Origin of the sequence: Pseudomonas sp. PDM04, assembly GCF_014851765.1 — a bacterium.
Taxonomy (GTDB): domain Bacteria; phylum Pseudomonadota; class Gammaproteobacteria; order Pseudomonadales; family Pseudomonadaceae; genus Aquipseudomonas.
Genome location: NZ_JACVAI010000006.1, coordinates 184,293 through 207,261 on the forward strand (window position 1 = coordinate 184,293; position 22,969 = coordinate 207,261).

The following is a 22,969-nucleotide window of genomic DNA, read 5'->3' on the forward strand; positions in this document are numbered from 1 at the left end:
CGTGCGTTCATCAGGTTCCCAGCGCATCATCAAGATCCGACGCGACTACAACCGGCTGGTTGCCGATGAAACGATGGAAGACTACGCGCTGAGGTTCACCCCCAAGTCCTTCCGCAAATGGTCGGAGCTGCGCATCGCGAACACGGCGATTGGCGCGGTGTCCTTCCTGGCACTCGAGGCGATTGGCGGTGCACTGGTGATGAGCTATGGGTTCACCAACACCGCGTGGGCCATTCTGGCCGCCGCCCTGGTGATATTCTTTACCGGCCTGCCCATCAGCTATTACGCGGCGCGTTATGGCGTGGACATGGACCTGCTGACCCGCGGCGCAGGGTTTGGCTACATCGGCTCGACCATCACCTCGCTGATCTATGCGAGCTTCACGTTCCTGTTCTTCGCCCTTGAAGCCGCCATCATGGGCCTGGCCCTGGAGTTGTATTTCCATATCCCGCTCGCGCTGGCGTACGTCATCTGCTCGGTGATCGTGATTCCGCTGGTGGCCTATGGCATCACGCTGATCAATCGATTGCAGATGTGGTCGCAACCGCTGTGGCTGGTCCTGCTGCTGGTGCCGTATGTCTTCGTGATCTGGAAAAACCCTTCGGCCCTGAGTGACTGGATGACGTTCTCCGGGCGCGAGGGTGAAGGTCGCACCTTCGATCTGCTGCTGTTTGGTGCTGCCTTCAGCGTTGCGTTGTCACTGGTCACCCAGATTGGCGAGCAAGTCGACTATCTGCGGTTCCTGCCGGAGAAAACCCGGCGCAATCGCAAGCGCTGGTGGGCGGCATTGCTGATGGCCGGCCCGGGCTGGATCATTCCCGGTGCCCTGAAAATCATGGCCGGGGCGTTCCTGGCATTTCTTGCCTTGCAGTATGAGGTGCCCATCGAGCGGGCCGCTGAACCGACCCAGATGTACCTGGTGGCCTACCGTTATGTGTTCAGTTCGCCGGAATGGGCACTGGCGGCCATGACCTTGTTCGTGATCATTTCCCAGATAAAGATCAACCTGACCAATGCGTACGCCGGCTCTCTGGCCTGGTCGAATTTTTTCGCCCGCGTCACCCACAGTCATCCCGGCCGGGTGATCTGGGTGGTGTTCAACGTCGCCATCGCCCTGGTGCTGATGGAACTGGGCGTGTTCGACGCGATTGAACAGGTCCTGGGGCTCTATGCCAACGTGGCCATTGCCTGGATTGGCGCATTGGTCGCTGACCTGGTGATCAACAAACCCATGGGCTGGTCACCCAGACACATTGAATTCAAGCGCGCGCACCTCTACGACATCAATCCCGTGGGTGTGGGCGCGATGTTGATCGCCTCCCTGGCGTCTTTTTGCGCCCACTTCGGCTTGCTGGGCACATTGGCGCAAGCGGCACCGCCCCTTGTTTCGTTGACCATCGCACTGATCGTCGCGCCGTTTCTGGCGTGGTTGACCCAAGGCAGGTATTACATTGCCCGCACCAGCGCCACCCACCTGCTTCACCCCGAAGGCCCTCAGGAAAACCTGCGTTGTGGCCTGTGCAACAACCTTTTTGAAACACCGGACATGGCGTACTGCCCTGCCTATCGTTCACCCATCTGTTCACTGTGCTGTTCGCTGGATGCGCGCTGTGGCGACCAGTGCAAGACACGCGCACGGCTGTCGATGCAGCTCGAGGACCTGATCGGCCGGCTCCTGCCCCGCCTTCCCCGCCGCTACCTGCATACCCGTCTGGCGCAATACCTGGGGCTGATGACGATCCTGGTGGCGGGATCTTCGGGCGGCCTGGCGCTGATCTACAACCAGGTCGCCCATGGGCTGATCGACCAGTCGCCCCAGGCACACCAGATGTTGACGCTGGCGTTCCTGAAGGCGTTCCTGATGGTTTGCGTGTCGGCTGGCGTGCTGGCCTGGTGGATCGTGCTGACCAGAGAGAGCCGGCGCGTTGCCCAGGAGGAATCCGAGCGCCAGACGTCCTTGCTGATCCAGGAAATCGAAGCCCACGAGAGGACCGACCAGGCCCTGCAGAAAGCCAAGGAAGCCTCGGAAGCGGCCAATGCCGCCAAGAGTCGTTACATCACCGGGCTCTCCCACGAACTTCGAACCCCGCTCAACAGCATCCTCGGGTTCACCCAGATCCTGCAGCGCGACGCCCTCACACCCGCGCAACACCAGGACCCGCTGGCCACCATCCTGCGCAGCAGTTCTCACCTGCTGTCCCTGATCGACGGGCTGCTGGACGTGGCGAAGATCGAGGCCGGGAAATTGCGCCTGGAACCGTCGGAAATCCTGTTCCAGGAGTTTGTGCATGACCTGGAGAAAATGTTTGCCAGTACGGCCGGCCACAAAAACCTGACCTTTCGCCTTGAGCTTGAGGGGCGCATGCCCATGGTGGTGCGCGGGGACGAGAAACGCGTCAGGCAGATACTGATCAACCTGTTGGGCAATGCGGTCAACTTCACCGACCGTGGCGAGGTGATCCTGCGCGTCAGCTACCGAAGGGAAACCGCCATCTTCGACATCATCGACACCGGTATCGGGATTGCCTCGGAGCAGATCGACAGAATCTTCCAGCCCTTCGAACGGGGCGGTCAAACGCGCCAGGACAACGGCGTGGGGCTGGGGTTGACCATCACCCGCATGTTGACGTCGCTGATGGGGGGCGCCCTTTCCGTTTCAAGCAACCCGGGTGAAGGCACGCGCTTTCAGGTCCGATTGTTCCTGTCGGAAGTCCGGGTGCCCAAAGCCGTTGAAGACGCCAACCATGACGTGATCGGTTATCACGGAAAACGGCGACGGGTGCTGGTGGTCGATGACCACGTCGAGCATCGCAAGGTCATCAGCGGGATGCTCGAGCCACTGGGCTTCGAGATTGCCCAGGCCGAGAACGGGATGGACGCGGTGCGCCAGGTATCGCTGCTGCACCCAGACCTCATTCTCATGGACCTGTCCATGCCGGACATGGACGGCTGGACGACCATCCGCATGATTCGTCACAACGCGCACTCCGACGTGCCTGTGATCGTACTGTCGGCAAACGCCAACATTTCCACCGATGAAAATCTTGGCCACGACTACCTGTCCAAGCCCCTGCATCTGCGGGATCTGCTCGATCGACTCAAGCATCACCTGAAACTGGAGTGGCAGCACCGGCTGCTCAACAGCGCCGAGACGAAATCCCCATGGGTGCTACCGCCACGCCAGGACCTCGAGGACTTGCATGAACTGTGCGGGCTCGGGCATGTGCGCGGCATCCAGAACAAGCTCGATGCCATCGAACGCGAAAGCGTCGCCAGCGCCAGCTTCATTGCCGACCTGCGCGCGCTGGCCAAGGGTTTTCGTCTGGATGAACTGAGTCTGCAACTCAAGGAGGTACTCAATGAACGCCATCACCCCGCCCAATGAGAAAGGCGTCATTCTGATCGTTGACGACACCCCGGATAATCTCGCGCTGCTCTCCGATGCCCTGGATGAAGCCGGATACATGGTGCTGGTGGCGCTGGATGGCAACAGCGCATTGGCGAGGATCCAGCGCCGGCGACCCGACCTGATCCTGCTCGATGCGATGATGCCCGGCCTCGACGGGTTCGAAACCTGTCGACAGATCAAGCAACAGCCTGACGCGGCAAACATTCCGGTACTGTTCATGACGGCGCTGACCGATACCGATCATGTGGTCAAGGGGTTTGAGGCGGGAGCGATCGATTACGTCACCAAACCCATCCAGTGCGCGGAGATGATCGCCAGGGTCGCGTCCCACCTGCGCACCGCTCGCACGCTGCAATCAGCGCGAAACTCTTCCCAGCAGGTCGGATTCGACGACGCGTTGGTGTACACGCGCCTGTCCAATCGCTTTCAACTGACCGAACGAGAGGTCGAGGTGCTGCGCTGGGTGTCCTGCGGCAAGACCAACAAGGACATTGCCGACATCCTGCAACTGAGCCCGAGAACCGTGAACAAACACCTTGAGCATATCTACATCAAGCTGGGTGTGGAGACACGGACGGCTGCAACCTCGGTAGCGCTGGCCGCGATGACGAGAGAGGGTTGATCATGGCGCCGCTCGAAAGCATTTCAACGATGCGCTCATGAGCGGATTTCAGACTCGATCGCTCCACCGACACACCGCCACGTTGCACACTTTTATCCGTCATTGGCTTCACCTGTTTGAGATTGATTCATGAGCTGCTGCAGTGCGTCGACCTCGGCACAGGATTGCTCCAGCGCTCGCTCGGCCTCCGACAGCTGTTGACTGGCCTGCGCCACCGCGCCTTCGAGCCGTTTGATTTCGTCCCGCGATACACCGATCTGCTCTTGCAGCAGGTCCCTGGCGCCTTGCGCCCTCGCGGCCGTGGTTTTCAAGTCGGCATTGGCGTCCGCCAGGCGCTGCAATGAATCTGCCTGAGTGGCCATGGCTCTTGCCTGCTGCCTGGCTTCGCTCAGCAGGCGCTCGTTGTCCCGGTTCAGTCGGGTGAGCTCCTCCTGCTTGAGGATCTGGCTCTGTTGCAATTGGCGCAATTCGACCTGCACCTGCTGCAATTGCCCTTCGTGCCGGCGCTGTTCCTGATCACGTTGCTCCCTCACCGCAGTGCGGTAGTGCTCCAGCGCCTCGCGGGAGTGCAGGTGCTTTTCTTCCAGGGAACGGATCTGCTCGTCCTTCTCCTGCACTCGCAACTCCAGGTCGATGCCGTGTTGACTCAGGCCGGCATTGCGCGTGATTTCAGCCTGGAGGCTGGCCTGGCAGAGCTGCAGCTCCTGGGACTGAGACTCCAGTGCGCTGTGCTGGATATCGAATTGGTGTTGCAGTTCAGTCAGTCGGGACGCTGAGGCATCGAGTCGCTGCTCCAGCGCGGCGCGTTGCTCATCGAAAACCGCCTGGGCCTGGGCGATCGCTTCCCGCCCTTCCTCCGTCAGGCGTTCCAGCAAGCGGGCGACCAGCGCCGTCAGTTCCTCGCTCAAGCGCGCCTCGGAGGTGGACGGTCGAGGATCGGCATCCTCGATTTCCCTCAGATAACGATGAATGGTGGTTTTCGAGCCGGTATTGCCCAGCTCGATGCGTACGGCGTCGATGCTCGGGTTCTCGCCGCGCGCAAGCAACGATTCCCGCGCCTTTTGGACGATTGCCTTATTTACGCCGCCACGCGCCATCGATCACTCCTACGATTTCGTACTGTATTACGTAACATGTATACACATACTACAATACGTATGAAATTAGCACAAAGAATCCCTATGACTTTGATAAAATAATGGAGCGTTATCGCATCAAAGAGGCGTTTTCCGCCTTTCAACATCCGCCGCAAGGCAGGCTCAGCGCAGGCAGGTCGAAATGAACAAGGTTGATCGCTATCTCCACGCCGGCACCCGGGAAAACACCCGGCGCAGCTACCGTGCAGCGGTGGAGCACTTCGAGGTGACGTGGGGCGGGTTCCTGCCGGCCACCGGCGATGGCATCGTGCGCTACCTCGCTGAGTACGCGCACAAGTTGGCCATCAGCACGTTGAAGCAGCGCCTGGCGGCGCTGGCCCAGTGGCATATCACCCAGGGCTTTCCGGATCCGACGAAGACGCCTACCGTCAAACAGATGATCAAGGGCATTCGGGCGTTGCACCCCGCCCAGGAAAAACAGGCCGCCCCACTGCTGCTGATTCACCTGGAACAAGCCGTGGCCTGGCTGGAGCGAGAGGCGGCACTGGCGGCTGAGCGCGGGCAATGGCCCAGCGTGATGCGCCATCGTCGCGACATCGCGCTGGTGCTGATCGGATTCTGGCGCGGCTTCCGGGGTGACGAACTGGCACGCCTGCAGGTCGAACACACCCAGGCGCAGGCCGGCGCCGGCATTACCTTCTACCTGCCGCACTCCAAGGGCGATCGACAACACCTGGGGGCGACTTACCAGACCCCGGCATTGAAGACGCTATGCCCCGTTCAGGCCTATATCAACTGGATCACCGCCGCCGGCATTGCACGGGGGCCGGTGTTCAGAAAAATTGATCGCTGGGGCAATCTCGCCGAGGACGCTATCAACGCCAACAGCCTGATTCCCCTGCTTCGGCGCATTTTCAAGCAGGCGGGCGTCTCGGCCGACCTCTACAGCAGCCACTCGATGCGTCGCGGCTTTGCGACCTGGGCATCAGCGAATGGCTGGGACATCAAGGGCTTGATGAGCTATGTGGGCTGGAAGGATGTGAAGTCCGCGTTGCGGTACGTCGATTCCGCCGCGTCGTTTGGTGGATTGGCGGTCCAGGTGTCCAGGCCATCGCAGCGGATCAGCGATTAGACGCAAGCCCGGTTTCACGACAGGCTATCGCTGCCATCAAACCTGCCAACGGGTGCAGGTTGAGGCCAGAACAACGCCGCCTGGCCCTTTCGCCGCCCTTCTGCGTCCAGCACTTCCCAGACGATCCCGTCGTAGATCATGAACGGCTGGCCATGGCGGTCGACACGATAACCTGTGTACCCAGAAGCAATGCCTTTGGCCGTTACCACTTCCAGCAACGTCTGGCGCGCAGCCCTGTCCAGGCTTGAAGCGCTGAACCGCGAAGGCATGGCGCAAAAAACTTCACGACTGTATTTGAAGCAGTTCAGCGCGCACTCATTGGCATATATGAAATGCGGGTCAGCGTCATCGTTATGGGCCACCAGGCTGTAGGGCGCGTGATGGTGTATCCACGCTTCGCGCGAACCATCGATGGAGGCCGGGCAAGGCAGTCGGTGCCCGGTCCAGCGCCGGTAGGATTCGTCGAGTTGCTGGATGATTTCCAGCGGGAGTTGGGCGCCCGCTTCAATTTTGCTCATAAATAGTCGGCCTGTGAGAGCGAGCCTTCTGCTCGCGAGAAACCTGAAAGCAGCGAAGGGTATCAGGCTCCCCGCGCTATCGTTAACCACCCTCGCTCCCACAAGGGCACCACTGGACTTGCGGGAGCGAGCCTGTTCGCGAAAAGACCGCCGCCACAAATGCGACGTCGTGACCGGGCACGTTGGCAATCAGGGACTATGCTTTGGCGACTGCGTCATGCGTCCTGCCTTCCATCGCGCAGCCTCGTCCAACATCACATGGAAATGCAGGCCTATGAAACCCATCCGTTTTCTTGCCTATGCTGGTGCGCTCGCCTCCTTCTTGACCGCTGCCGGTCAATCTGTCCTTGCAGCCGAAATCCCGTTGGGATCCAAGACACTGGAAGGTCAAATCATCACCCAGGTACTGGCCGTTGATCCGGCCAACTATCAGGTGACCATTGAAGACGCCCAAGGCAAACCGGTAACCCTCCAGCTCACGGACCAGGCCAAGAACCTGCACAACCTGAAAGTCGGTGACAAGATCGATATCCAGGTGGTTCGTTCGGTCGCCTATGTGCTCGAAACCAACGTCGGCGACCAACCGGGCGTCACTAATGAGTCGGCGGTGGTGCGCGCCACCAAGGACAACCCCAACCCCGGCGGCGAGGCGGTTCGCCAGGTCAAGGTCACGTCGAAGATCACCGCGATCGATCTGAAAAAGCATGAAGTGACCTTGCTCCCACCCGAAGGCCCCGTGCGGGTGGTGAAAGTCGAAGACCCCGAGCTTCAGGCCCGGATGAGCAAACTCAAGGTCGGGCAGACGGTCGACGCCATCTTTACCGAAGTCCTGAACGTCAAAACCTCACGCTAGCCAGCCTCAGCACTGGCGGGATTTTGATTGTCGCGGGTTGAAGGGGCGCTTTCCGCCGCCTTTTCAGCCCTCCTCTTCTGTTGGCGCAATGGGTCATGCAGGGGTAAGGCAATGCGTGGATCATTCTTTTATGCCATGTCGGTCGTTGTGTTTCTGAGTGGACCTCTGGTTCAGGCGCAAACAGCGGATGCGCCGGCAAACGCCACCGACACGGCGCCTGCCACGGCATCGGCCAAAGACCCGGTGTTTTCCCAGGAACAGCTGGAGCAAATGCTCGCCCCCATCGCGCTTTACCCTGACCCGCTGCTGGCTCAGGTGTTGATGGCCAGCACCTATCCGGGGGAAATCGCCGAGGCGGTCACCTGGTCCAAGGCCCATCCGCAAGCCAAGGGTGACGACGCCGTCAAGCAGGTGGCCAGTGAGCCCTGGGACCCGAGCGTGCAGGCGCTGGTCGCCTTCCCTCAGGTGTTGGCCACCCTTGGCCAGGACCCTGTCTGGGTCCAGCGTCTGGGCGATGCCTTTCTCGCACAACCCGATGATGTCATGGCCAGCGTGCAAAACCTGCGTCGCCAGGCGCAGGCAGCGGGCAACCTGCAGAGCAACCAGTATCAGAACGTGAAAGTGGAAGTGGCAACCCCCGCTTCAGTGCCGGCATCCGCCCAGGAGGCTGCGCCAGCCGCCAGCAGCCCCTCGACCATCATCATCCAGCCCGCTGATCCGCAGGTGGTGTACGTCCCCACATACAACCCGACCACCACTTATGGCACCTGGCCTTATCCGGCCTCGCCGCCCACGTATTATCCGCCGCCGCCTGCCTATTACCCCGGCTCGGCGCTGGTGGCCGGGCTGGCGTTCGGCACGGGCGTGGCGATCGTTGCCTCGCTGTGGGGTGACTGCGACTGGGGCCATAACGACATCGACATTGACGTCAACCGCTACAACAACATCAATGCCAACAACCGGATCACCAGCAACAAATGGCAGCACAACCCGGCCAATCGCGACGGTGTGCCCTATCGGGACGCCCGCAGTCGTGAACAATACGGCCGGCAACTGGACGGCGCCCGGCAGCGTGAGGCGTTTCGCGGGGACAATGCCCAGCGTGCCCAGGCCCGTGAAAAAGCGCGCAACTCCATGGACAAGTTTGGCATTGAACGCCCGGCCACCAGCAATCGCCAGGCACGGGATCAGGCGCGCATGGCACAGTCCGAAGGTTCGATCGGCAACCGGATGCAGCCCGGCAGGGACAGTTCGCGGGCATCCGACCGAAGCCAGGGCCAGACCCGCAACGCTCGGGAAAACCCACAGCCTCGCCGGGAGCCTGCCCAGACCAGCCAGCGCCGGCAGGAAGTCTCGCCAAACCGTCAAGGCGCGCAGCAGCGTGGAGCGGCCCGCGACAACGCCTTCGCGGGCGTGCGCTCGCCGTCGCAATCCAACGCGCAAGCCTTGCGTGGCCGGGCCAGCCAGGCTTCTGCCCAGCGCCCCGGCGGCGCGCGTGCCGTCGGCCACCCGATCAGTCGTCCATCCAGCGCGCCGGCACGTTCCAGAGGGGGTCGTCGATGAACCAGCATCCCAGGCTGAAAGCGCTCCCTAGGGCCCTGGCGATCATGGCCGGCATGGCATGCTCGTTCTGCGTCATGGCCCAGCAAGCATTCCCGACCCCGGACAAAGCGGCCGAGGCCTTTGTCGAGGCGCTCGGGACGGAACGCGCCGATCAGGCCCGCCTGACCGAGTTGCTGGGGCAGGACTGGCAAAGCTATATCCCGCGCAAAGGTTCGCAGCGCGCCGACGTGGAAGCGTTTCTCAAGCAGTACCGCGAGCAGCATCACATCGAGAAAACCGGTGAGCGCCAGGCGACCCTGGCCGTTGGCAAGGACAACTGGACGTTGCCGATCCCTTTGATCAAGGGCGACAACGGTTGGCGGTTCGACATCAAGGCGGGCAATGCCGAGCTTCGCGCCCGCCGGATTGGCCGCAACGAGCTGGACGCACAGCAGGCCGTACTGACTTACCACGATGCGCAGATGGACTATGCATCGGTGGATCGCGACGGCGACGGCGCGCTGGAGTACGCGCAGAAGATCTTCAGCACCCCGGGCAAGCACGATGGCCTCTATTGGGCCGACGATGACAGCGGACAGATCAGTCCGCTGGGCCCCTTGTTCGGCAAGAACACCGCAGGCGAAGGCTGGCACGGTTACCACTTCCGCATCCTCGAGGATCAGGGCCCATCGGCGCCCGGTGGTGCCTACAGCTACCTGATCGGCGACAAGATGAGCCGCGGTTTCGCCATGATCGCCTGGCCTGTCAAATACAACGACACCGGGGTGATGAGTTTCATGATCAGCCATGACGGCCAGGTGTTCGAAAAAGACCTGGGCCCTGATGGCGCCAAAGTGGCCCAGTCCATGAAGCGCTTTGACCCGGATGACAGCTGGACGGTGGTGAGCGCCGATCCGAAATAGCGTGGATTCTCCAGGTGCGCCCGCCGCACCGGACCACCATGACGAGGTGGGTTTCCAGCCGTTAGCGCTGCGCCACATTAGTAGCTACGCTCTTTGTGCGGGAGACCTTGAGGGAGCAGGACATGAGTGTGGATTCATTCGTTGTCAGGCAGCGCTTGAGCGTGCCGATTGTCCTTCTCACCGGCCTCTCGACCTTGTTGGGCGGCTGCGGGAAAGAGCCTGTTGCCCCTGCCCGCCAGGCACCCGAGGTGACCGTCATGACCGTGACGGCCCGCGACACCCCGGTGACCTTCGAATTCGTCGCCCAGACCCAGAGCTCCCGCGAAGTGGAAATACGCGCGCGGGTCGCCGGCTTCCTGGACAAACGCCAATACACGGAAGGCGACCTGGTGAAAACCGGCCAGGTCCTGTTCCAGATGGACCGCAAGCCGTTCGAGGCGGCACTGGCGTCGGCCCAGGGGCAGATGGCCCAGCAACAGGCGCGCTGGGAAGTGGCCAAGGCCACCCTCGCCCGCGTCCGTCCACTGGCGGCGCAGAATGCCGTGAGCAAGATGGACCTGGATAACGCCGTCGGCGCCGAACGCGAGACCAAAGCCGCGGTACTTGCGGCGGAAGGCGCCGTGCGCACCGCGCAGTTGAACTTGAGCTACACCACCATCACCTCGCCGCTCAACGGTCTTTCCAGTGACGCGAAAAAACAGGAAGGCAGCTACGTAACGCCCGGCGAATCGGGGCTGCTGACGTCCGTTTCGCAGATGGATCCGATGTACGTCAACTTCAGTCTTTCGGAAAACGAAAACCTCAAGTACCGCGATGAAATCGCCGCCGGACGCCTGAAGTTCCCGTCACGCAGCGACTTTGTCGTCGAGGTGGTATTGGCCGACGGCACGGTGGTGCCTGAACGCGGCAAAGTGAATTTCCTCGCGCCCTCCTACAGCCAGGACACGGGCACCTTTCTGGTCCGCGCCGTGCTCGCCAATCCCGACGGGCTGCTGCGTCCCGGACAGTTCGTGCGCGCGCTGGCCAAGGGCGCGTCCCGGCCCGATGCGATTCTGGTGCCGCAAAAAGCCGTGCTGGAAGGTGCCAGGAGTCACTTCGTCTGGGTCATCAACGGCGAAGGCAAACCCGAGCAGCGGGTGGTCGAGGTGGGCGAATGGCAAGGTGATAACTGGTTTATCAGCAAAGGCCTGCGCGCCGGCGAGCGCATCGTGGTCGATGGTGCACTGCGGGTGACACCCGGAGGGTCGCTGAAAATCAACGACGCACCCGTGACTGCGCCGGTCCCCGCTGAAGCCGGGCAGACGATAAAAGCCGGTGCGGCAACGGGCGGTAAAAGCCCATGAGCCTCTCCCACTATTGCATCGACCGGCCGATCTTCGCCTCGGTGATTTCCATCGTCATCACCCTGGCCGGTGCCGTGGCCATGCTGGCGCTGCCCGTCGCCCAATACCCCGACATCACGCCGCCGCAGATCACCGTGGCGGCGACCTACCCCGGCGCGGATGCGCAGGTGGTGGCCAATAACGTCGCCGCCCCCATCGAGCAGCAGGTCAATGGCGCCGACAACATGATCTACATGAACTCGTCGAGCTCGGCGACGGGCAACATGACGCTCAACGTGTTCTTCGAGATCGGCACCGACCCGTCGCTGGCCCAGGTGGATGTGCAGAACCGGGTCAACCTGGCGTTACCGCAACTGCCCTCCGCCGTGCAGAGCCAGGGTATTCAGGTGCAGAAGAAATCATCCGCGTTCATGATGGTGCTGGCGGTGTACTCCGCCGGTGACCGTTACGACAGCACCTACGTCGCCAACTACGCCAACCTCTATGTGCTGGACGCGCTCAAGCGCATTCCCGGCGCCAACCAGGCCAGTATCTTCGGCACGCCGGACTACGCCATGCGCATCTGGCTCAAGCCCGATCGCATGGCCCAGTTGGGCATTACCGCCGCCGATGTGCAAAGGGCCGTGGCCAACCAGAACCAGCAGTTCGCGGTGGGCCGTGTCGGCCAGTCACCGACGGGCGCCCCCGTGGAACAGTCGTTTGCCGTGACCACCAAGGGCCGCCTGACCGAACCGGCCGAGTTCGAGAACATCATCCTGCGCGCCAGCAATCAGGGCGCGGCCATCGTTCGCCTCAAGGACGTCGGCCGCGCCGAGCTGGGGCAAAAGGACTATTCGCTGCGCAGCACCTATCAGGGCAAACCGGCGACCCTGATCGCCGTCTATCAGCAACCCGGCGCCAATGCCCTGGACGTCTCGGCTGCGGTGACCAAGACCCTGGCCGACATGAAAGCGACCTTTCCCGAGGGCATCGAATACAAGATCGTGATGGACACCACCGCCTTCACCCGCGCCTCGATTTCCGAGGTCATCCACACTTTCTTCGAGGCACTGGTGCTGGTGGTGATCGTGGTGTTCATCTTTCTGCAGAGCCTGCGTGCCACCCTGATACCGGTGATAGCGGTGCCGGTGTCGATTGTCGGCACCTTCATCGGCATGCTGGCCCTGGGCTTTTCGGTGAACATGCTGACGCTGTTCGGGATGGTGCTGGCCATCGGCATCGTGGTCGATGACGCGATCGTGGTGATCGAGAACGTCGAGCGCAACATGCAGGTGCACAAGATGACGCCCAAGGATGCGGCCAAACGGGCGATGGACGAAGTGGCCGGCCCCGTGGTCGCCATCGTGCTGGTGTTGTGCGCGGTGTTCATCCCGGTGGCCTTCATGGGCGGTATCACCGGCCAGCTGTATAAACAGTTCGCGATCACCATCGCCATTTCCGTGGTGATATCCGGCCTCGTCGCCCTGACCCTGTCACCGGCTCTCGCGGCATTGCTGCTCAAGCCGCAGCACGGTGAAAAAAATGCGTTCTTCCGCTGGTTCGAACGCAACTTCGAGCGCATGACCGAGGGCTATTCGCGCTCGGTGGCGTTCATGATCAAGCGTTTCGTGGTCGCGCTGTTGCTGTTCGCCGGCATGATCGTGCTGATCCTGCTGATGGCCCAGCGCATACCCAGTGCCTTCCTGCCGCCGGAGGATCAGGGCTATCTGCTGGGCGCGGTGATCATGCCCGACGCCGCCAGCCTGGATCGCACCGGCGCGGTCGGTCAGGTGGCCAGTGATTTCTTCATGAACGATGCGTCCGTCGAAGGCGTCGCCATCGTCAACGGCTACAGCCTGCTGGACGGCCAGAACAAGAACAACGCGGCAGCATTTTTTGTCGGTTTCAAGGATTTCGAGGCGCGTTACAAGGACTCGGACACCATCAGGCAGCAAAGCGCCCCAGCGGTGATCCAGAAAGCCGCCCATGCCTTTTCCACCGTCCAGGAAGGCATCATCCTGCCGGTCAATCCTCCGTCCATTCCTGGCCTGGGCACCACGGGCGGCATGGAGGTGTGGGTGCAAAGCAAGGGCGATGGCGGCGTCGATCAACTGGCGGAGGTGGTCGGCACCCTGATCGCAAAAGCCAAGGAACGCCCGGAACTGGGCGCCATTACCTCGACCTTCGACGTTCACTCGCGGCAACTGATGGTCGATGTCGACAGGGAAAAGGCCGAGTCGCTGGGGGTGCCCGTCGAAGACGTCTACAGCGCCATGCAGACCATGTTCGGTTCGCTGTACGTTTCCCAGTTCAACAAATTCAGCCGCTTGTGGCAGGTGATTCTGCAGGCCGAGCCGTCCTATCGTCTCAAGGCCGAAGACCTGCAGCAGATCTACGTGCGCAACAAGAATCTGGACATGGTGCCGCTCAAGGCGGTGCTGTCCACCCGTTACGTCACCGGCCCCGACCTGCTGACCCGCTTCAACAATTTCCCGGCGGTCAAGCTCACCGCCAACGCCGCCCCCGGCTACAGTTCCGGCCAGGCGCTGGCCGCGCTGGAACAGATCAGCGCCGAGATCATGAGCAATGACTACGCGCTGGCCCTGAGCGGCGAAGCGTTCGAAGAGAAGAAAAGTGGCGGCGCCTCCTCCCAGGTGTTCATCTTCGGGTTGGTGATGGTGTTCCTGATCCTGGCGGCGCAATACGAAAAATGGTCGTTGCCGGTCGGTGTGTTGCTGGCGGTGCCCTTCGCCTTGTTCGGCGCCCTGCTTGCCGTGCTGATTCGCGGCCTGAGCAACGACGTGTACTTCCAGATCGGCCTGACCATGCTGGTGGCGCTGGCCGCCAAGAACGCCATCCTGATTTTCGAGTTCGCGGTGCTCAACCGGGAAGCCGGCATGTCGGCCTACGACGCGGCGATGACCGCGGCCCGGGAGCGTTTGCGCCCGATCGTAATGACCTCACTGGCCTTCATCCTGGGTTGCGTGCCGCTGGCGATTGCGGTCGGCGCGTCCGAGAACAGCCGCCACTCCATCGGCACCGGGGTGATCGGCGGCATGCTGGCGGCGACGGTCATCGCGGTGTTCTTCATCCCCCTGTTCTATTACTTGGCCGAGCGCATGTTCGGGAGCAAGGACGCCGAGCACAAGACCACGGAGGCGGGCCCGGTTCCCCACGGAGCGGCACAGCGCCGCCACGAGGAGGACTGACATGCCCAATCCCTCGTTTGCACTGCTGCTGTGCCTGGGACTGGTCGGTTGCATGGTCGGCCCGGATTACCAGGCACCCGAGATCGAAACCCCTGCGGCCTACCGCTACGCGGACAAGGAGGCGAAGAACCTGTCCAACACCTTGTGGTGGGAGCAGTTCCAGGACCCGGTGCTCAACGAGCTGATAAGAAGCGCCTTGCTCGAGAACAAGGACATCAAGATTGCCGCCGCGCGCGTGGAGCAATTCCAGGGACGCTACGGTGAAACCCGTTCGCTGTACTTCCCCCAGATCGGGCTGGGTGCACAGGGTCAGCGCAACCGGGCGCCGCGGGACAACGGTCCGGTTCCCCTGAGTTCGACCGTCGACCCCGTCTACAACAATTACCAGGCCCTGCTCAGCGTCAATTGGGAACTGGACATCTGGGGGCGCCTGCGCCGCCTCAACGAATCTGCCCGCGCCGATCTGCTGGCGTCCGAGGAAGGCCGACGCAGCGTGATCCTCAGCCTGGTGGCCTCCGTGGCCACCAGTTACGTGACGCTGCGCGACCTGGACCGGGAACTGGAGATCGCTCGCACCACCGCCAAGGTGCGGGGTGATTCCTTCGAAATCTTCAAGCTGCGCTTCGGCGCCGGAACCATCTCCGAGATGGAGTTGGCGCAGAACCAGTCCGAGTACCAACGGACCCTGGCGTCGGTGGCGCAGTTCGAGCCCCTGGTTGCGCAACAGGAAAACCTGCTTGCGGTGCTGCTTGGACGCAATCCCGGCCCGATCCTGCGCGGTCGCGACCTGGCACACCTGACGCTGCCGGCGGTGCCGGCCGGCTTGCCCTCGGACTTGCTGGAGCGCCGGCCCGATCTGCGCCAGGCCGAACTGAACCTGATTTCGGCAAATGCGCAGATCGGCGCCGCCAAGGCGCAGTATTTCCCGACCATTTCCCTGACCGGGCTGTTGGGGTCGGTGAGCAACCAGTTGTCGAACCTGTTCACCGGCCCCGCCGCGACCTGGTCCTACGGCGTCGCAGCGGACATGCCGATCTTTACCGGCGGCGCCATCGCCGGGCAGGTCCAACAGGCCGAAGCGTTCCAGCAGGAAGCGCTGCTGAGCTATCAGAAAGCCATTCAATCGGCGTTCAGCGACGTGGAGAACGCACTGGTCGCCTCCAGCAAATCCCGCGAGCAAATGGCCTTCCAGGCCAGCCAGGTCGAGGCGCTGCGCACCTACGCCCACTATGCGCGACTGCGCTATGACAACGGCTATACCAGCTACATCGAAGTGCTGGACGCCGAGCGCAGCCTGTTCGACGCCGAGCTGAACTACACCCGCACCCGCGGCTCGGTGTTCACCTCGATGATCGATCTGTACAAGGCCACCGGCGGCGGCTGGGTGACCGGGGCGGACCAACTGACCGCCGCTGACACCCGCGCCGCGCAGCCATGAAAAGGCAGCGACCGACTGATTGAAATCCTCCTGTTCTCCAGCCGCCCATTGCACGGGACAGGTCGCAAGCGCGCAGTCGCTAAGTGCCCTGTCAAAAGGGTTCAGGGATGTGCCGGAACGGGTAATCCGGTTCGCGATAGCCACCGGGTTTCTGTCGTTTGGGCAGTTTGACCTTCTCCCGTGGCACGTCCTTGTAGGGAATGCGGCTCAACAGGTCGGAAATGATGTTCAGGCGCGTGCGCCGCTTGTCGTTGGAATTGGCTACCAGCCAGGGCGCGTACTCCGTGTCGGTGGCCTTGAACATCTGGTCACGCGCCCGGGAATAGTCATACCAGCGGCTGTAGGATTTGAGGTCCATCGGCGACAGCTTCCAGATTTTCCGGCCGTCCTCGATGCGGGCTTCGAGTCGCCGGGTCTGCTCCTGCGGGCTGACCTCCAGCCAGTACTTGAGCAGGATGACCCCCGAATCGACAATCGCGCGCTCGACCAGGGGCAAGGACTTGAGGAATTTGTCCGCCTGCTTTTCGGTGCAGAAACCCATGACCCGCTCGACCCCGGCGCGGTTGTACCAGCTGCGGTCGAAGATCACGATTTCGCCCGCCGCCGGCAGGTGTGGCAGGTAACGCTGTGAGTACATCTGGCTTTTTTCACGGTCGGTTGGCGCAGGCAGCGCCACCACGCGAAACACCCGCGGACTGACCCGCTCGGTGATCGCCTTGATCGTCCCACCCTTGCCTGCACCGTCACGGCCTTCAAAGATGACACAGACCTTGAGGCCCTCCTGCTTCACCCATTCCTGCAACTTGACCAGTTCCACATGCAGGCGGCGCAGCTCGCCGAGATAGTCCTTGTTTTTCAGCTTGGGGCTGTCAGCGGAGTCGGCGTTGAGCGAACGCTTGTTCTTTGCTTTTGCCATGACCGGGCCTCACGAGATTGAAGTGTTGGATTATCGATGCAAACCCCGATGTCGCCCCCGGAATCAGTGTAGATCCAAACCGTTTGACCGCCATGGTCCATGGCATGTTTTGAGGGGGTTGGCATAAAGGACGGCGGTCCGGCGTTTCACTGAACAATCGATTGTCCATTCGGTTGAACAGTCATTTAGCAGCTACAGTTTCACTGCCTCTGCCAACCACGCTCATCGCAGTTTTCGCCGTTTATTCTTTCTGAGGGATATTCGAATGCCGAAACTCATTTTGGGACACACCACCGATACTTCCGCCAAGGTCTGGGTCAGAGCATCCGATCGCTGGCCGGTCGCCTTTCTTCAATTGATCAACCCGGTCAACAACAAAAAACTCCAGGAAGTGCCCTTGCTCACGCTGGCGTCCGAGTTCTACACCGCCGTTCATGAGTTCACAGGCCTGGCGGCGGACACGGATTACAAGGTCAAAGTGGCGTTTGGCAAACAGAAGGACTCCCCCGCCGATGCCCGCGTCCGGGATGCCTATGCGGAGGGTCGATTCAAGACCTTCCCGAAAACCGCCAGACAGCCGTTCTCGTTCCTGCTGGGGTCCTGCAACCTGCACTCGCTCGGCATCCTTGAGCGGCCCGACCAGTCCTGGCTGACGATTTCCAGGGTCGCGGCGAAAACCCAGGCGCGATTCATGATGCATGCCGGCGACCAGATCTATGCCGACATCCCCTTCAAGCCCGACGCCAGCCTTGAACATTACCGGGACAAATACCTCGACGCCTGGGACGACTGCATCCCGGCCAAGCGGGTACTGACCGAGTTGCCGCACTACATGATTCTGGATGATCACGAGATCACCAACAATTACGAAAACGGCAGCAGCGAACTGGGCGGGACCCTGGCGCGCATGGCCCTCAAGGCCTATTGGGAGTTCCAGCACTCGCACAACCCACCCACATTGGGAGCACCGGACCAGTATTACTACGCTTTCAGCTATGGCGATGTGCAGTTCTTCGTGCTGGACACGCGCACTTCACGCATTTCGGCACTGAACCAGATGATCGACGACAAGCAACTGCAACGTCTGCTCGCCTGGATGACCCAGTACAGAAGCAACACCAAGTTCATCGTCACCAGCGTTCCTTTCGTAGGGGAAGTGAAGAATCCGAAGAAGGACAAATGGTGCGACCCGGTCTACACGGTGCAACGGGAAAGAATCCTCGAACACATCCTGAAAAACGGCATCGGCAACGTGGTATTCCTGACGGGCGACATGCACACCGCGTATTGCGCCGACATGGAAATATCGGACAACGCGGGCAACAAAACCGTTATCCACGAACTGATGTCCAGCCCGATCAACCAGTTCACACCCGATTGGCCGCAGGATGCCTACTACTCGCCTCCCACACCAAGGAGCGGCAATGGATTTCAATACAAGTCGACCATCCGGAAAAACACCTACTACGGGGCCCATTCGAACGTGATGAGCATTACTGTCACCAACGGGCAGTCCATTGAATTCAGCATTTTCAGAACCACAACGGATCTGACCAAGCCAGCGTTCAAGGGCAAGGTTTGAACCTGACTGAAGCGCAGACCACAACCGCCTCGGGAAGGCTCGACCATGCACAGAACCCTGTTGGTCGCTGTGTTACTCCTCAACGCCTGCACCTACGTTCCAGAGCACAAGGGTTTACAAGTATCGGACCGGCATGACTTGCAGGAGCCGAAGATCCAGTACCTGGGGGTTGGCGGCTGGCTGCTGCACTGGAAAGGTGAAGGCCTGTTGTTGGCCCCTTCCTTCAGCAACCCGGCGACCTTGGGCATCGTTGGCCTGCCGCCTCTTACGGTCGAGTCCGACCGGCAGAAGGTCGACCTGAACATGCCGGATGCCCGCGATGTGACCCTGCTGCTGGTCGGCCACGCCCATTACGATCACCTGCTGGACGTCGAGCGCGTGGTGCGTCTGCATGCGCCAAAAGCAGTGGTTTACGGATCGGAGACTGTCCGGCACCTGTTGCACGCCTACAAGCCCGCACCGGCCACGGTCGTTCCTGGTCGCGCGCAAATCAGCGACCACAAGGATCCGCGATGGCGTGGCACCTGGTTTTACTCAACCGGGCAGCAACTGCGGGACGGCGAGCCAGCTTCCAGCGTCGCGGGCGGGCGTCCGAGCGGGAAGATCCGGGCGATGCCGGTAGACAGCATGCATGCGCCGCACCTGTTGGGCATCAACTTCCTGCCCGGGGCCTATGACAGCGATCTGACAGAAGTGCCTACGTCCATCTTCGACTGGAAGAACGGCCACAAGACCCTGGCCTGGGTAATCGACCTGCTCGATGACAACGGCCAACCCGCTTACCGCATTCATTATCAGGACAGCGCTGCCGATCCGCCCTGGGGTTTCCCGCCGGTGATTGCCGACAGTAAAGGTTTCGACCTGGAAATTCTCTGCGCCGCGAGCTGGGAAGAAGTCGAGTACTACCCCACCGGCCTGCTGCGAGTGACCCGACCGAAAAAGGTTCTGGTCGGGCACTGGGAGAATTTCTTCGGCAACGACCTGCGGCAACCAGCCCGGACCATCCCCCTGCAGGATTACAAGGGTCTGATCGAGCGCCTGAACGGCTACGAGTATGAGGTGCCGGAGCCTTTGTCCGAGGTGTCCCTGCTACCGCGCCCGTGAGCCCTTTGTGCCGACTGGCCGGGGATAGCGCAGACGATCACTTTGCAATCGCTCGCCTCGTCTCGGCAGGTTCGGCGCGCGATGCGCGGATGCGATCCACCAGGAACTGCGCGTCCTTGGCCACCCCGGAAAAACGCCCGGAACCCCAGGTGTACAGCCACGGCAACCCCAGAAAGTACAGGCCGGGCTGGGCCGTGACACCGCGCTGGTGGGCGGGATGACCACGACCGTTGAAGACCGGGGCTTCCAGCCAGGTGAAATCCGGGCTGAAGCCGATGCACCAGATGATGCTGGTAATGCCTTCCTGCTCAAGATCCAGTTCGTCGCACGCCTGCTCCGGGGTCCAGACCGGCTGGTAACGCTCACCGGGTGGCGCATCGATCGCGTGCTGCTCGATGTACTGGTCAATCGAAGCGTTGATGCGGTTGTACACGGCATCGGCGCTGTCCAGGCTCTGCGCCAGGTTGTTGGCGAATTGCAGGCGCGTACCCTGCAACCCGTCCAGGCGACCGAACAGCCGCATGCCTTCGCGGGCGAAGTGGCGCAGATCAATGTCTCGCCCGCCGTCGCGGCCCGTGACGTAGTGGTTGGTGTTGTCGCGCACGCCTTCACGCAGGGGGTGGGTGTCGACGCCGATGTCGTAGTAGCCCATCTGCGCCAACCAGTCGACCACGTCCTTGCCCCGGTAGAAACGCGCGCAACGCGGTGCATCGCCCACCGCCAGGTAGACCTTGCGCCCGGCCAGGTGCAAGTCCTCGGCAATTTGCGCACCGGATTGCCCGGAGCCGACCACCAGCACATTCCCGGCGGGCAACGCCTGGGGATTGCGGTACTGCTCGGAATGGATCTGGTTGACCTCCGCCGGCAAACGCTCCGCCAGGCGTGGAATGATCGGTGTGTGGTAACCGCCGGACGCCACGATCACCTGGTCGGCGCTGAACTCGCCCTGTGAGGTGTGTACCTGGAAGCCGCCCTCGGTGCGAGGAATCACCCGCTGCACGGCAACGCCTTCACGTACTGGCGCATTGACCTTTTTGACGAATCCGGCCAGGTATTGGTTGATTTCATCCTTCTTCATGAAACCGTGCGGGTCGGTGCCTTTGAAGTCGTCGTTGTAGCTGTAGCCCGGCAAGGCGCATTGCCAGTTCGGGGTCACCAGGCTGAAGGCGTCCCAGCGCTGGTTACGCCAGGTATGGGTCACGCTGTGCTTTTCCAGGACCAGGTGATCGATGTTCTCGCGTTGCAGGTAATAGCTGGCGGACAACCCGGCCTGACCGCCGCCGACGACGATCACGCTGTAATGCAGGGGTTTGATTGAGGTAAGTGGGCGGGTCATGTGCGGCTCCGGTCATCGGTGATGAAAGGGTGAGAGAAAGATCGATCAGTCAGAATGAGCTCCAGCCCGCACCGATCACCTGGCCGGCGCCTTCGGTACGCATGCTGAGAATCTCCACCTGCCCTTCGCCAGGATCTGGCAGGTAGCTGGCCTGGCCCTTGAGCGAGTTCAAGGTGTCCATGGCCGAACTGCAATAGAACCCCTTGACCTCCCTGACCCGCTCCGAGGCGTTGTTCAACGCACTGTCCAGGCGTTGCAGGAAGTCCGTGAGCGAGTAGCTGGCGCCCTCTTCCAGGTACTGGAAAATCACGGTCGAGGGCGAGTAGCCGGTGGCTTCCCGGCCATTGGGCCAGCGGATCTTGAAATTGACGGCGGGCATGTCAGTGCTCCTGTTGTGCAAGGTTTAAAGGGCTGAGGTCGAGATGGGAGTAGCTGAAGCCGGTGAAGGCCTGCTCACGCAAGTTCCAGAACGGCGCCTGCTGCAGGCCGAGGCGAGTGCGCAATGCGCCGTCGGCGGTGACCTGGCCAATGCGTGCGCAACACACGCCTTCGAAGGCGAATGCGCTCTGCACCTGAGGCCAGTCCCGCTCATCGAGGGTCATCAGGAACCCGTAGCTGGGAAACACCTGCAGCCAGCGAAGCAATTCGGCCGCCGGCGGACGCGGCAGCGCGGACAGGTCGATGGTCGCACCGCAGCCGGTGGCTTCCAGCAGCATCAACAGGCTGCCGAGCACCCCGGCATTGCTGATGTCTTTGGCGGCGTGCAGCAGTCGGGCCTCGGCCAGGCGTGGGAGGACGTCGAGCTTGCTGCGCAGGCGTTCGGCAGGTACGCCTTCGAAGGCTTTCCAATAGGGGCTGTCGGCATGCCAGACGCCGTCGAGGTCCACCGCCATGGCGATGACCTGGCCGGGGGCGACATGCAGGGTCGACAGCAAGGTGTGCGCAATGCCGGTAATGGCCACGGCCAGCGCGCCCGGATGGCCGGAGGCGAGGCTGGTGTGCCCACCGGCCAGCAACAGACCATAGGCGGCGCAGGCGGCGCGAATACCTGCCAGCATCTGCTGCGCGGCTGCGTCGTCGTGATGCCAGTAGGCATTGACCACCGCCGTCGCCCGCCCGCCCATGGCGGTGATATCGCTGACATTGGCCATGACCGCCGACCACCCGGCAAACCACGGCGCCGCCTCGACGAACGCCGGCAACATGCCTTCAATGGCCAGTAGCTGAAAATGCTCGCCACAGGCGATGGCGGCCGTGTCATCGCCCGGCAGCGCGTAGAGCTGCTCTCGGCTCAGCGAGTGCCCGGCAGCTCCGATGGCGGCGGCGGGCTGCTGGATCGCCTGCTTGGCGCGCATCGCCGGGGTATTGCGCAACGTCTCGAGCAGCGTCGACAGATCCACGAACTCAGTCATGTCGGGCCACCTTCAATGCCCGCAGCGACACTTGGCGCGGCATCAACGGATAGCTCGGCAGATCCGCCTGCATCAGGCAATGGGGCTGGCCGAGCAGTTCCAGGGTTTCAAGGGTTTGCCAGCCCAGGCCATGGAAATACCGTTCGTTTTGCGCCTGCACCGTGGCCCGGAACACCTCGCACCCCAGGTCCTTGGCGCGCGACACCGCTTCATTGACCAACGCGGTGCCAATCAGGCTGTGCCGTCGATACGCCGGGGCCACACAGAGCCGACCGCCATACCAGAGGCCCGGCTCCGATTGATAGATGCGCACCGCGCCCACCACCTGATCGGCCATGCCGCAGTTGCCGGCCAGGGCGACGATGGCAATCGCCTGGAAATCGTGGCGGTCCTTGTCCTGCGCCAGGAGCTGTTGCTCATCGGAAAATACCGAGCGACGCAGCGCGTAATAGGCCTGTTTCTCCCAGTGTTCGCTGGCCGGCTTGACCAGCAATTCACCGGCGCGGAACGGTTCAAACGTACTGTCGACCAACGCATAGGCGAGATTTGGCATG

Annotated in this window: 18 protein-coding genes; 11 read left to right on the forward strand and 7 right to left on the reverse strand. The window is 61.9% G+C overall.

The genetic code is table 11. The annotated features are described in order from the left end of the window. Position 1: 1 nt before the first annotated feature. Both IB249_RS22910 and IB249_RS22915 read left to right on the forward strand, forming a co-directional pair. Positions 2–3,385, forward strand: a complete 3,384-nt coding sequence (locus tag IB249_RS22910) for an ATP-binding protein (RefSeq protein ID WP_192308019.1) — start codon at positions 2–4, stop codon at positions 3,383–3,385. Beyond that, positions 3,360–4,031: a response regulator gene (locus tag IB249_RS22915; protein ID WP_192308021.1), complete on the forward strand. Its 672-nt coding sequence runs from the start codon at positions 3,360–3,362 to the stop codon at positions 4,029–4,031. Before IB249_RS22910 ends, IB249_RS22915 begins: the two co-directional genes overlap by 26 nt. 92 nt (positions 4,032–4,123) lie before the next feature. On the opposite strand, the gene IB249_RS22920 is transcribed toward IB249_RS22915, so the two are convergent. Then, positions 4,124–5,128 carry a DNA-binding protein gene (locus IB249_RS22920; RefSeq protein ID WP_192308023.1) on the reverse strand — a complete coding sequence of 335 codons (1,005 nt, stop codon included), beginning with the start codon at positions 5,126–5,128 and terminating at the stop codon, positions 4,124–4,126. A gap of 181 nt (positions 5,129–5,309) precedes the next feature. On the opposite strand from IB249_RS22920, the gene IB249_RS22925 reads away from it, so the two are divergent. Further along, on the forward strand, positions 5,310–6,260 hold the full coding sequence (locus IB249_RS22925) for a site-specific integrase (RefSeq protein WP_192308024.1): 951 nt from the start codon (positions 5,310–5,312) through the stop codon (positions 6,258–6,260). Between the two features lie 14 nt (positions 6,261–6,274). Here the strand turns inward: IB249_RS22925 and IB249_RS22930 are convergent, their stop codons facing one another. Beyond that, positions 6,275–6,778: an MEKHLA domain-containing protein gene (locus IB249_RS22930; RefSeq protein WP_192308025.1), complete on the reverse strand. Its 504-nt coding sequence runs from the start codon at positions 6,776–6,778 to the stop codon at positions 6,275–6,277. A gap of 274 nt (positions 6,779–7,052) precedes the next feature. Between IB249_RS22930 and IB249_RS22935 the strand changes: the two genes are divergently transcribed. The 6 genes from IB249_RS22935 (at position 7,053) to IB249_RS22960 (ending at position 16,065) form a co-directional block, all read left to right on the forward strand. Then, on the forward strand, positions 7,053–7,631 hold the full coding sequence (locus tag IB249_RS22935) for a hypothetical protein (RefSeq protein WP_192308308.1): 579 nt from the start codon (positions 7,053–7,055) through the stop codon (positions 7,629–7,631). Between the two features lie 111 nt (positions 7,632–7,742). After that, positions 7,743–9,194: a DUF3300 domain-containing protein gene (locus IB249_RS22940; RefSeq protein ID WP_192308026.1), complete on the forward strand. Its 1,452-nt coding sequence runs from the start codon at positions 7,743–7,745 to the stop codon at positions 9,192–9,194. Continuing rightward, positions 9,191–10,096: a DUF2950 domain-containing protein gene (locus IB249_RS22945; RefSeq protein ID WP_192308027.1), complete on the forward strand. Its 906-nt coding sequence runs from the start codon at positions 9,191–9,193 to the stop codon at positions 10,094–10,096. Before IB249_RS22940 ends, IB249_RS22945 begins: the two co-directional genes overlap by 4 nt. A gap of 122 nt (positions 10,097–10,218) precedes the next feature. Beyond that, positions 10,219–11,439 (forward strand): efflux RND transporter periplasmic adaptor subunit, encoded by a 1,221-nt coding sequence (locus IB249_RS22950; RefSeq protein WP_201192333.1) that lies wholly within the window; start codon positions 10,219–10,221, stop codon positions 11,437–11,439. Continuing rightward, positions 11,436–14,627, forward strand: coding sequence for an efflux RND transporter permease subunit (locus tag IB249_RS22955; RefSeq protein WP_192308028.1), 3,192 nt, complete (start codon positions 11,436–11,438; stop codon positions 14,625–14,627). The genes IB249_RS22950 and IB249_RS22955 overlap by 4 nt, the downstream gene beginning before the upstream one ends. A 1-nt stretch (position 14,628) precedes the next feature. Then, positions 14,629–16,065, forward strand: coding sequence for an efflux transporter outer membrane subunit (locus IB249_RS22960; RefSeq protein WP_192308029.1), 1,437 nt, complete (start codon positions 14,629–14,631; stop codon positions 16,063–16,065). A 91-nt stretch (positions 16,066–16,156) separates the two neighbouring features. Here IB249_RS22960 and ppk2 read toward each other — a convergent pair whose 3' ends face one another. Further along, complete coding sequence (ppk2, locus tag IB249_RS22965) at positions 16,157–16,981, reverse strand: polyphosphate kinase 2 (protein WP_192308030.1); 825 nt, start codon at positions 16,979–16,981, stop codon at positions 16,157–16,159. Between the two features lie 265 nt (positions 16,982–17,246). On the opposite strand from ppk2, the gene IB249_RS22970 reads away from it, so the two are divergent. Together IB249_RS22970 and IB249_RS22975 are read left to right on the forward strand one after the other, a co-directional pair. Continuing rightward, a complete protein-coding gene (locus IB249_RS22970) occupies positions 17,247–18,563 on the forward strand; it encodes an alkaline phosphatase D family protein (RefSeq protein WP_192308031.1) in 1,317 nt (438 codons plus the stop codon). Between the two features lie 45 nt (positions 18,564–18,608). Then, entirely contained in the window at positions 18,609–19,667 is a 1,059-nt protein-coding gene (locus IB249_RS22975) for an MBL fold metallo-hydrolase (protein ID WP_225607156.1), read from the forward strand. 37 nt (positions 19,668–19,704) lie between these two features. Here the strand turns inward: IB249_RS22975 and IB249_RS22980 are convergent, their stop codons facing one another. Genes IB249_RS22980 through IB249_RS22995 form a run of 4 tightly spaced genes read right to left on the reverse strand, consistent with a single transcriptional unit; the run spans position 19,705 to position 22,968 of the window. Then, positions 19,705–21,003 carry an MSMEG_0569 family flavin-dependent oxidoreductase gene (locus tag IB249_RS22980; RefSeq protein WP_192308032.1) on the reverse strand — a complete coding sequence of 433 codons (1,299 nt, stop codon included), beginning with the start codon at positions 21,001–21,003 and terminating at the stop codon, positions 19,705–19,707. 49 nt (positions 21,004–21,052) lie between these two features. Further along, positions 21,053–21,382: an MSMEG_0570 family nitrogen starvation response protein gene (locus IB249_RS22985; RefSeq protein ID WP_192308033.1), complete on the reverse strand. Its 330-nt coding sequence runs from the start codon at positions 21,380–21,382 to the stop codon at positions 21,053–21,055. Position 21,383: 1 nt separating this feature from the next. After that, positions 21,384–22,415 (reverse strand): sll0787 family AIR synthase-like protein, encoded by a 1,032-nt coding sequence (locus IB249_RS22990; RefSeq protein ID WP_192308034.1) that lies wholly within the window; start codon positions 22,413–22,415, stop codon positions 21,384–21,386. Further along, positions 22,408–22,968 (reverse strand): MSMEG_0567/Sll0786 family nitrogen starvation N-acetyltransferase, encoded by a 561-nt coding sequence (locus IB249_RS22995; protein ID WP_192308035.1) that lies wholly within the window; start codon positions 22,966–22,968, stop codon positions 22,408–22,410. The genes IB249_RS22990 and IB249_RS22995 overlap by 8 nt, the downstream gene beginning before the upstream one ends. Position 22,969 lies beyond the last annotated feature (1 nt).

What these genes read in the sequence shown, in the direction of transcription:
- IB249_RS22925 (WP_192308024.1), top strand. Translation starts at nt 5,310, where the DNA reads ATGAACAAGGTTGATCGCTATCTCCACGCCGGCACCCGGGAAAACACC.
- ppk2 (WP_192308030.1), bottom strand. Translation starts at nt 16,981, where the DNA reads ATGGCAAAAGCAAAGAACAAGCGTTCGCTCAACGCCGACTCCGCTGAC.
- IB249_RS22960 (WP_192308029.1), top strand. Translation starts at nt 14,629, where the DNA reads ATGCCCAATCCCTCGTTTGCACTGCTGCTGTGCCTGGGACTGGTCGGT.
- IB249_RS22915 (WP_192308021.1), top strand. Translation starts at nt 3,360, where the DNA reads ATGAACGCCATCACCCCGCCCAATGAGAAAGGCGTCATTCTGATCGTT.
- IB249_RS22920 (WP_192308023.1), bottom strand. Translation starts at nt 5,128, where the DNA reads ATGGCGCGTGGCGGCGTAAATAAGGCAATCGTCCAAAAGGCGCGGGAA.
- IB249_RS22945 (WP_192308027.1), top strand. Translation starts at nt 9,191, where the DNA reads ATGAACCAGCATCCCAGGCTGAAAGCGCTCCCTAGGGCCCTGGCGATC.
- IB249_RS22955 (WP_192308028.1), top strand. Translation starts at nt 11,436, where the DNA reads ATGAGCCTCTCCCACTATTGCATCGACCGGCCGATCTTCGCCTCGGTG.
- IB249_RS22985 (WP_192308033.1), bottom strand. Translation starts at nt 21,382, where the DNA reads ATGCCCGCCGTCAATTTCAAGATCCGCTGGCCCAATGGCCGGGAAGCC.
- IB249_RS22980 (WP_192308032.1), bottom strand. Translation starts at nt 21,003, where the DNA reads ATGACCCGCCCACTTACCTCAATCAAACCCCTGCATTACAGCGTGATC.
- IB249_RS22970 (WP_192308031.1), top strand. Translation starts at nt 17,247, where the DNA reads ATGCCGAAACTCATTTTGGGACACACCACCGATACTTCCGCCAAGGTC.
- IB249_RS22975 (WP_225607156.1), top strand. Translation starts at nt 18,609, where the DNA reads ATGCACAGAACCCTGTTGGTCGCTGTGTTACTCCTCAACGCCTGCACC.
- IB249_RS22940 (WP_192308026.1), top strand. Translation starts at nt 7,743, where the DNA reads ATGCGTGGATCATTCTTTTATGCCATGTCGGTCGTTGTGTTTCTGAGT.
- IB249_RS22950 (WP_201192333.1), top strand. Translation starts at nt 10,219, where the DNA reads ATGAGTGTGGATTCATTCGTTGTCAGGCAGCGCTTGAGCGTGCCGATT.
- IB249_RS22930 (WP_192308025.1), bottom strand. Translation starts at nt 6,778, where the DNA reads ATGAGCAAAATTGAAGCGGGCGCCCAACTCCCGCTGGAAATCATCCAG.
- IB249_RS22995 (WP_192308035.1), bottom strand. Translation starts at nt 22,968, where the DNA reads ATGCCAAATCTCGCCTATGCGTTGGTCGACAGTACGTTTGAACCGTTC.
- IB249_RS22935 (WP_192308308.1), top strand. Translation starts at nt 7,053, where the DNA reads ATGAAACCCATCCGTTTTCTTGCCTATGCTGGTGCGCTCGCCTCCTTC.
- IB249_RS22990 (WP_192308034.1), bottom strand. Translation starts at nt 22,415, where the DNA reads ATGACTGAGTTCGTGGATCTGTCGACGCTGCTCGAGACGTTGCGCAAT.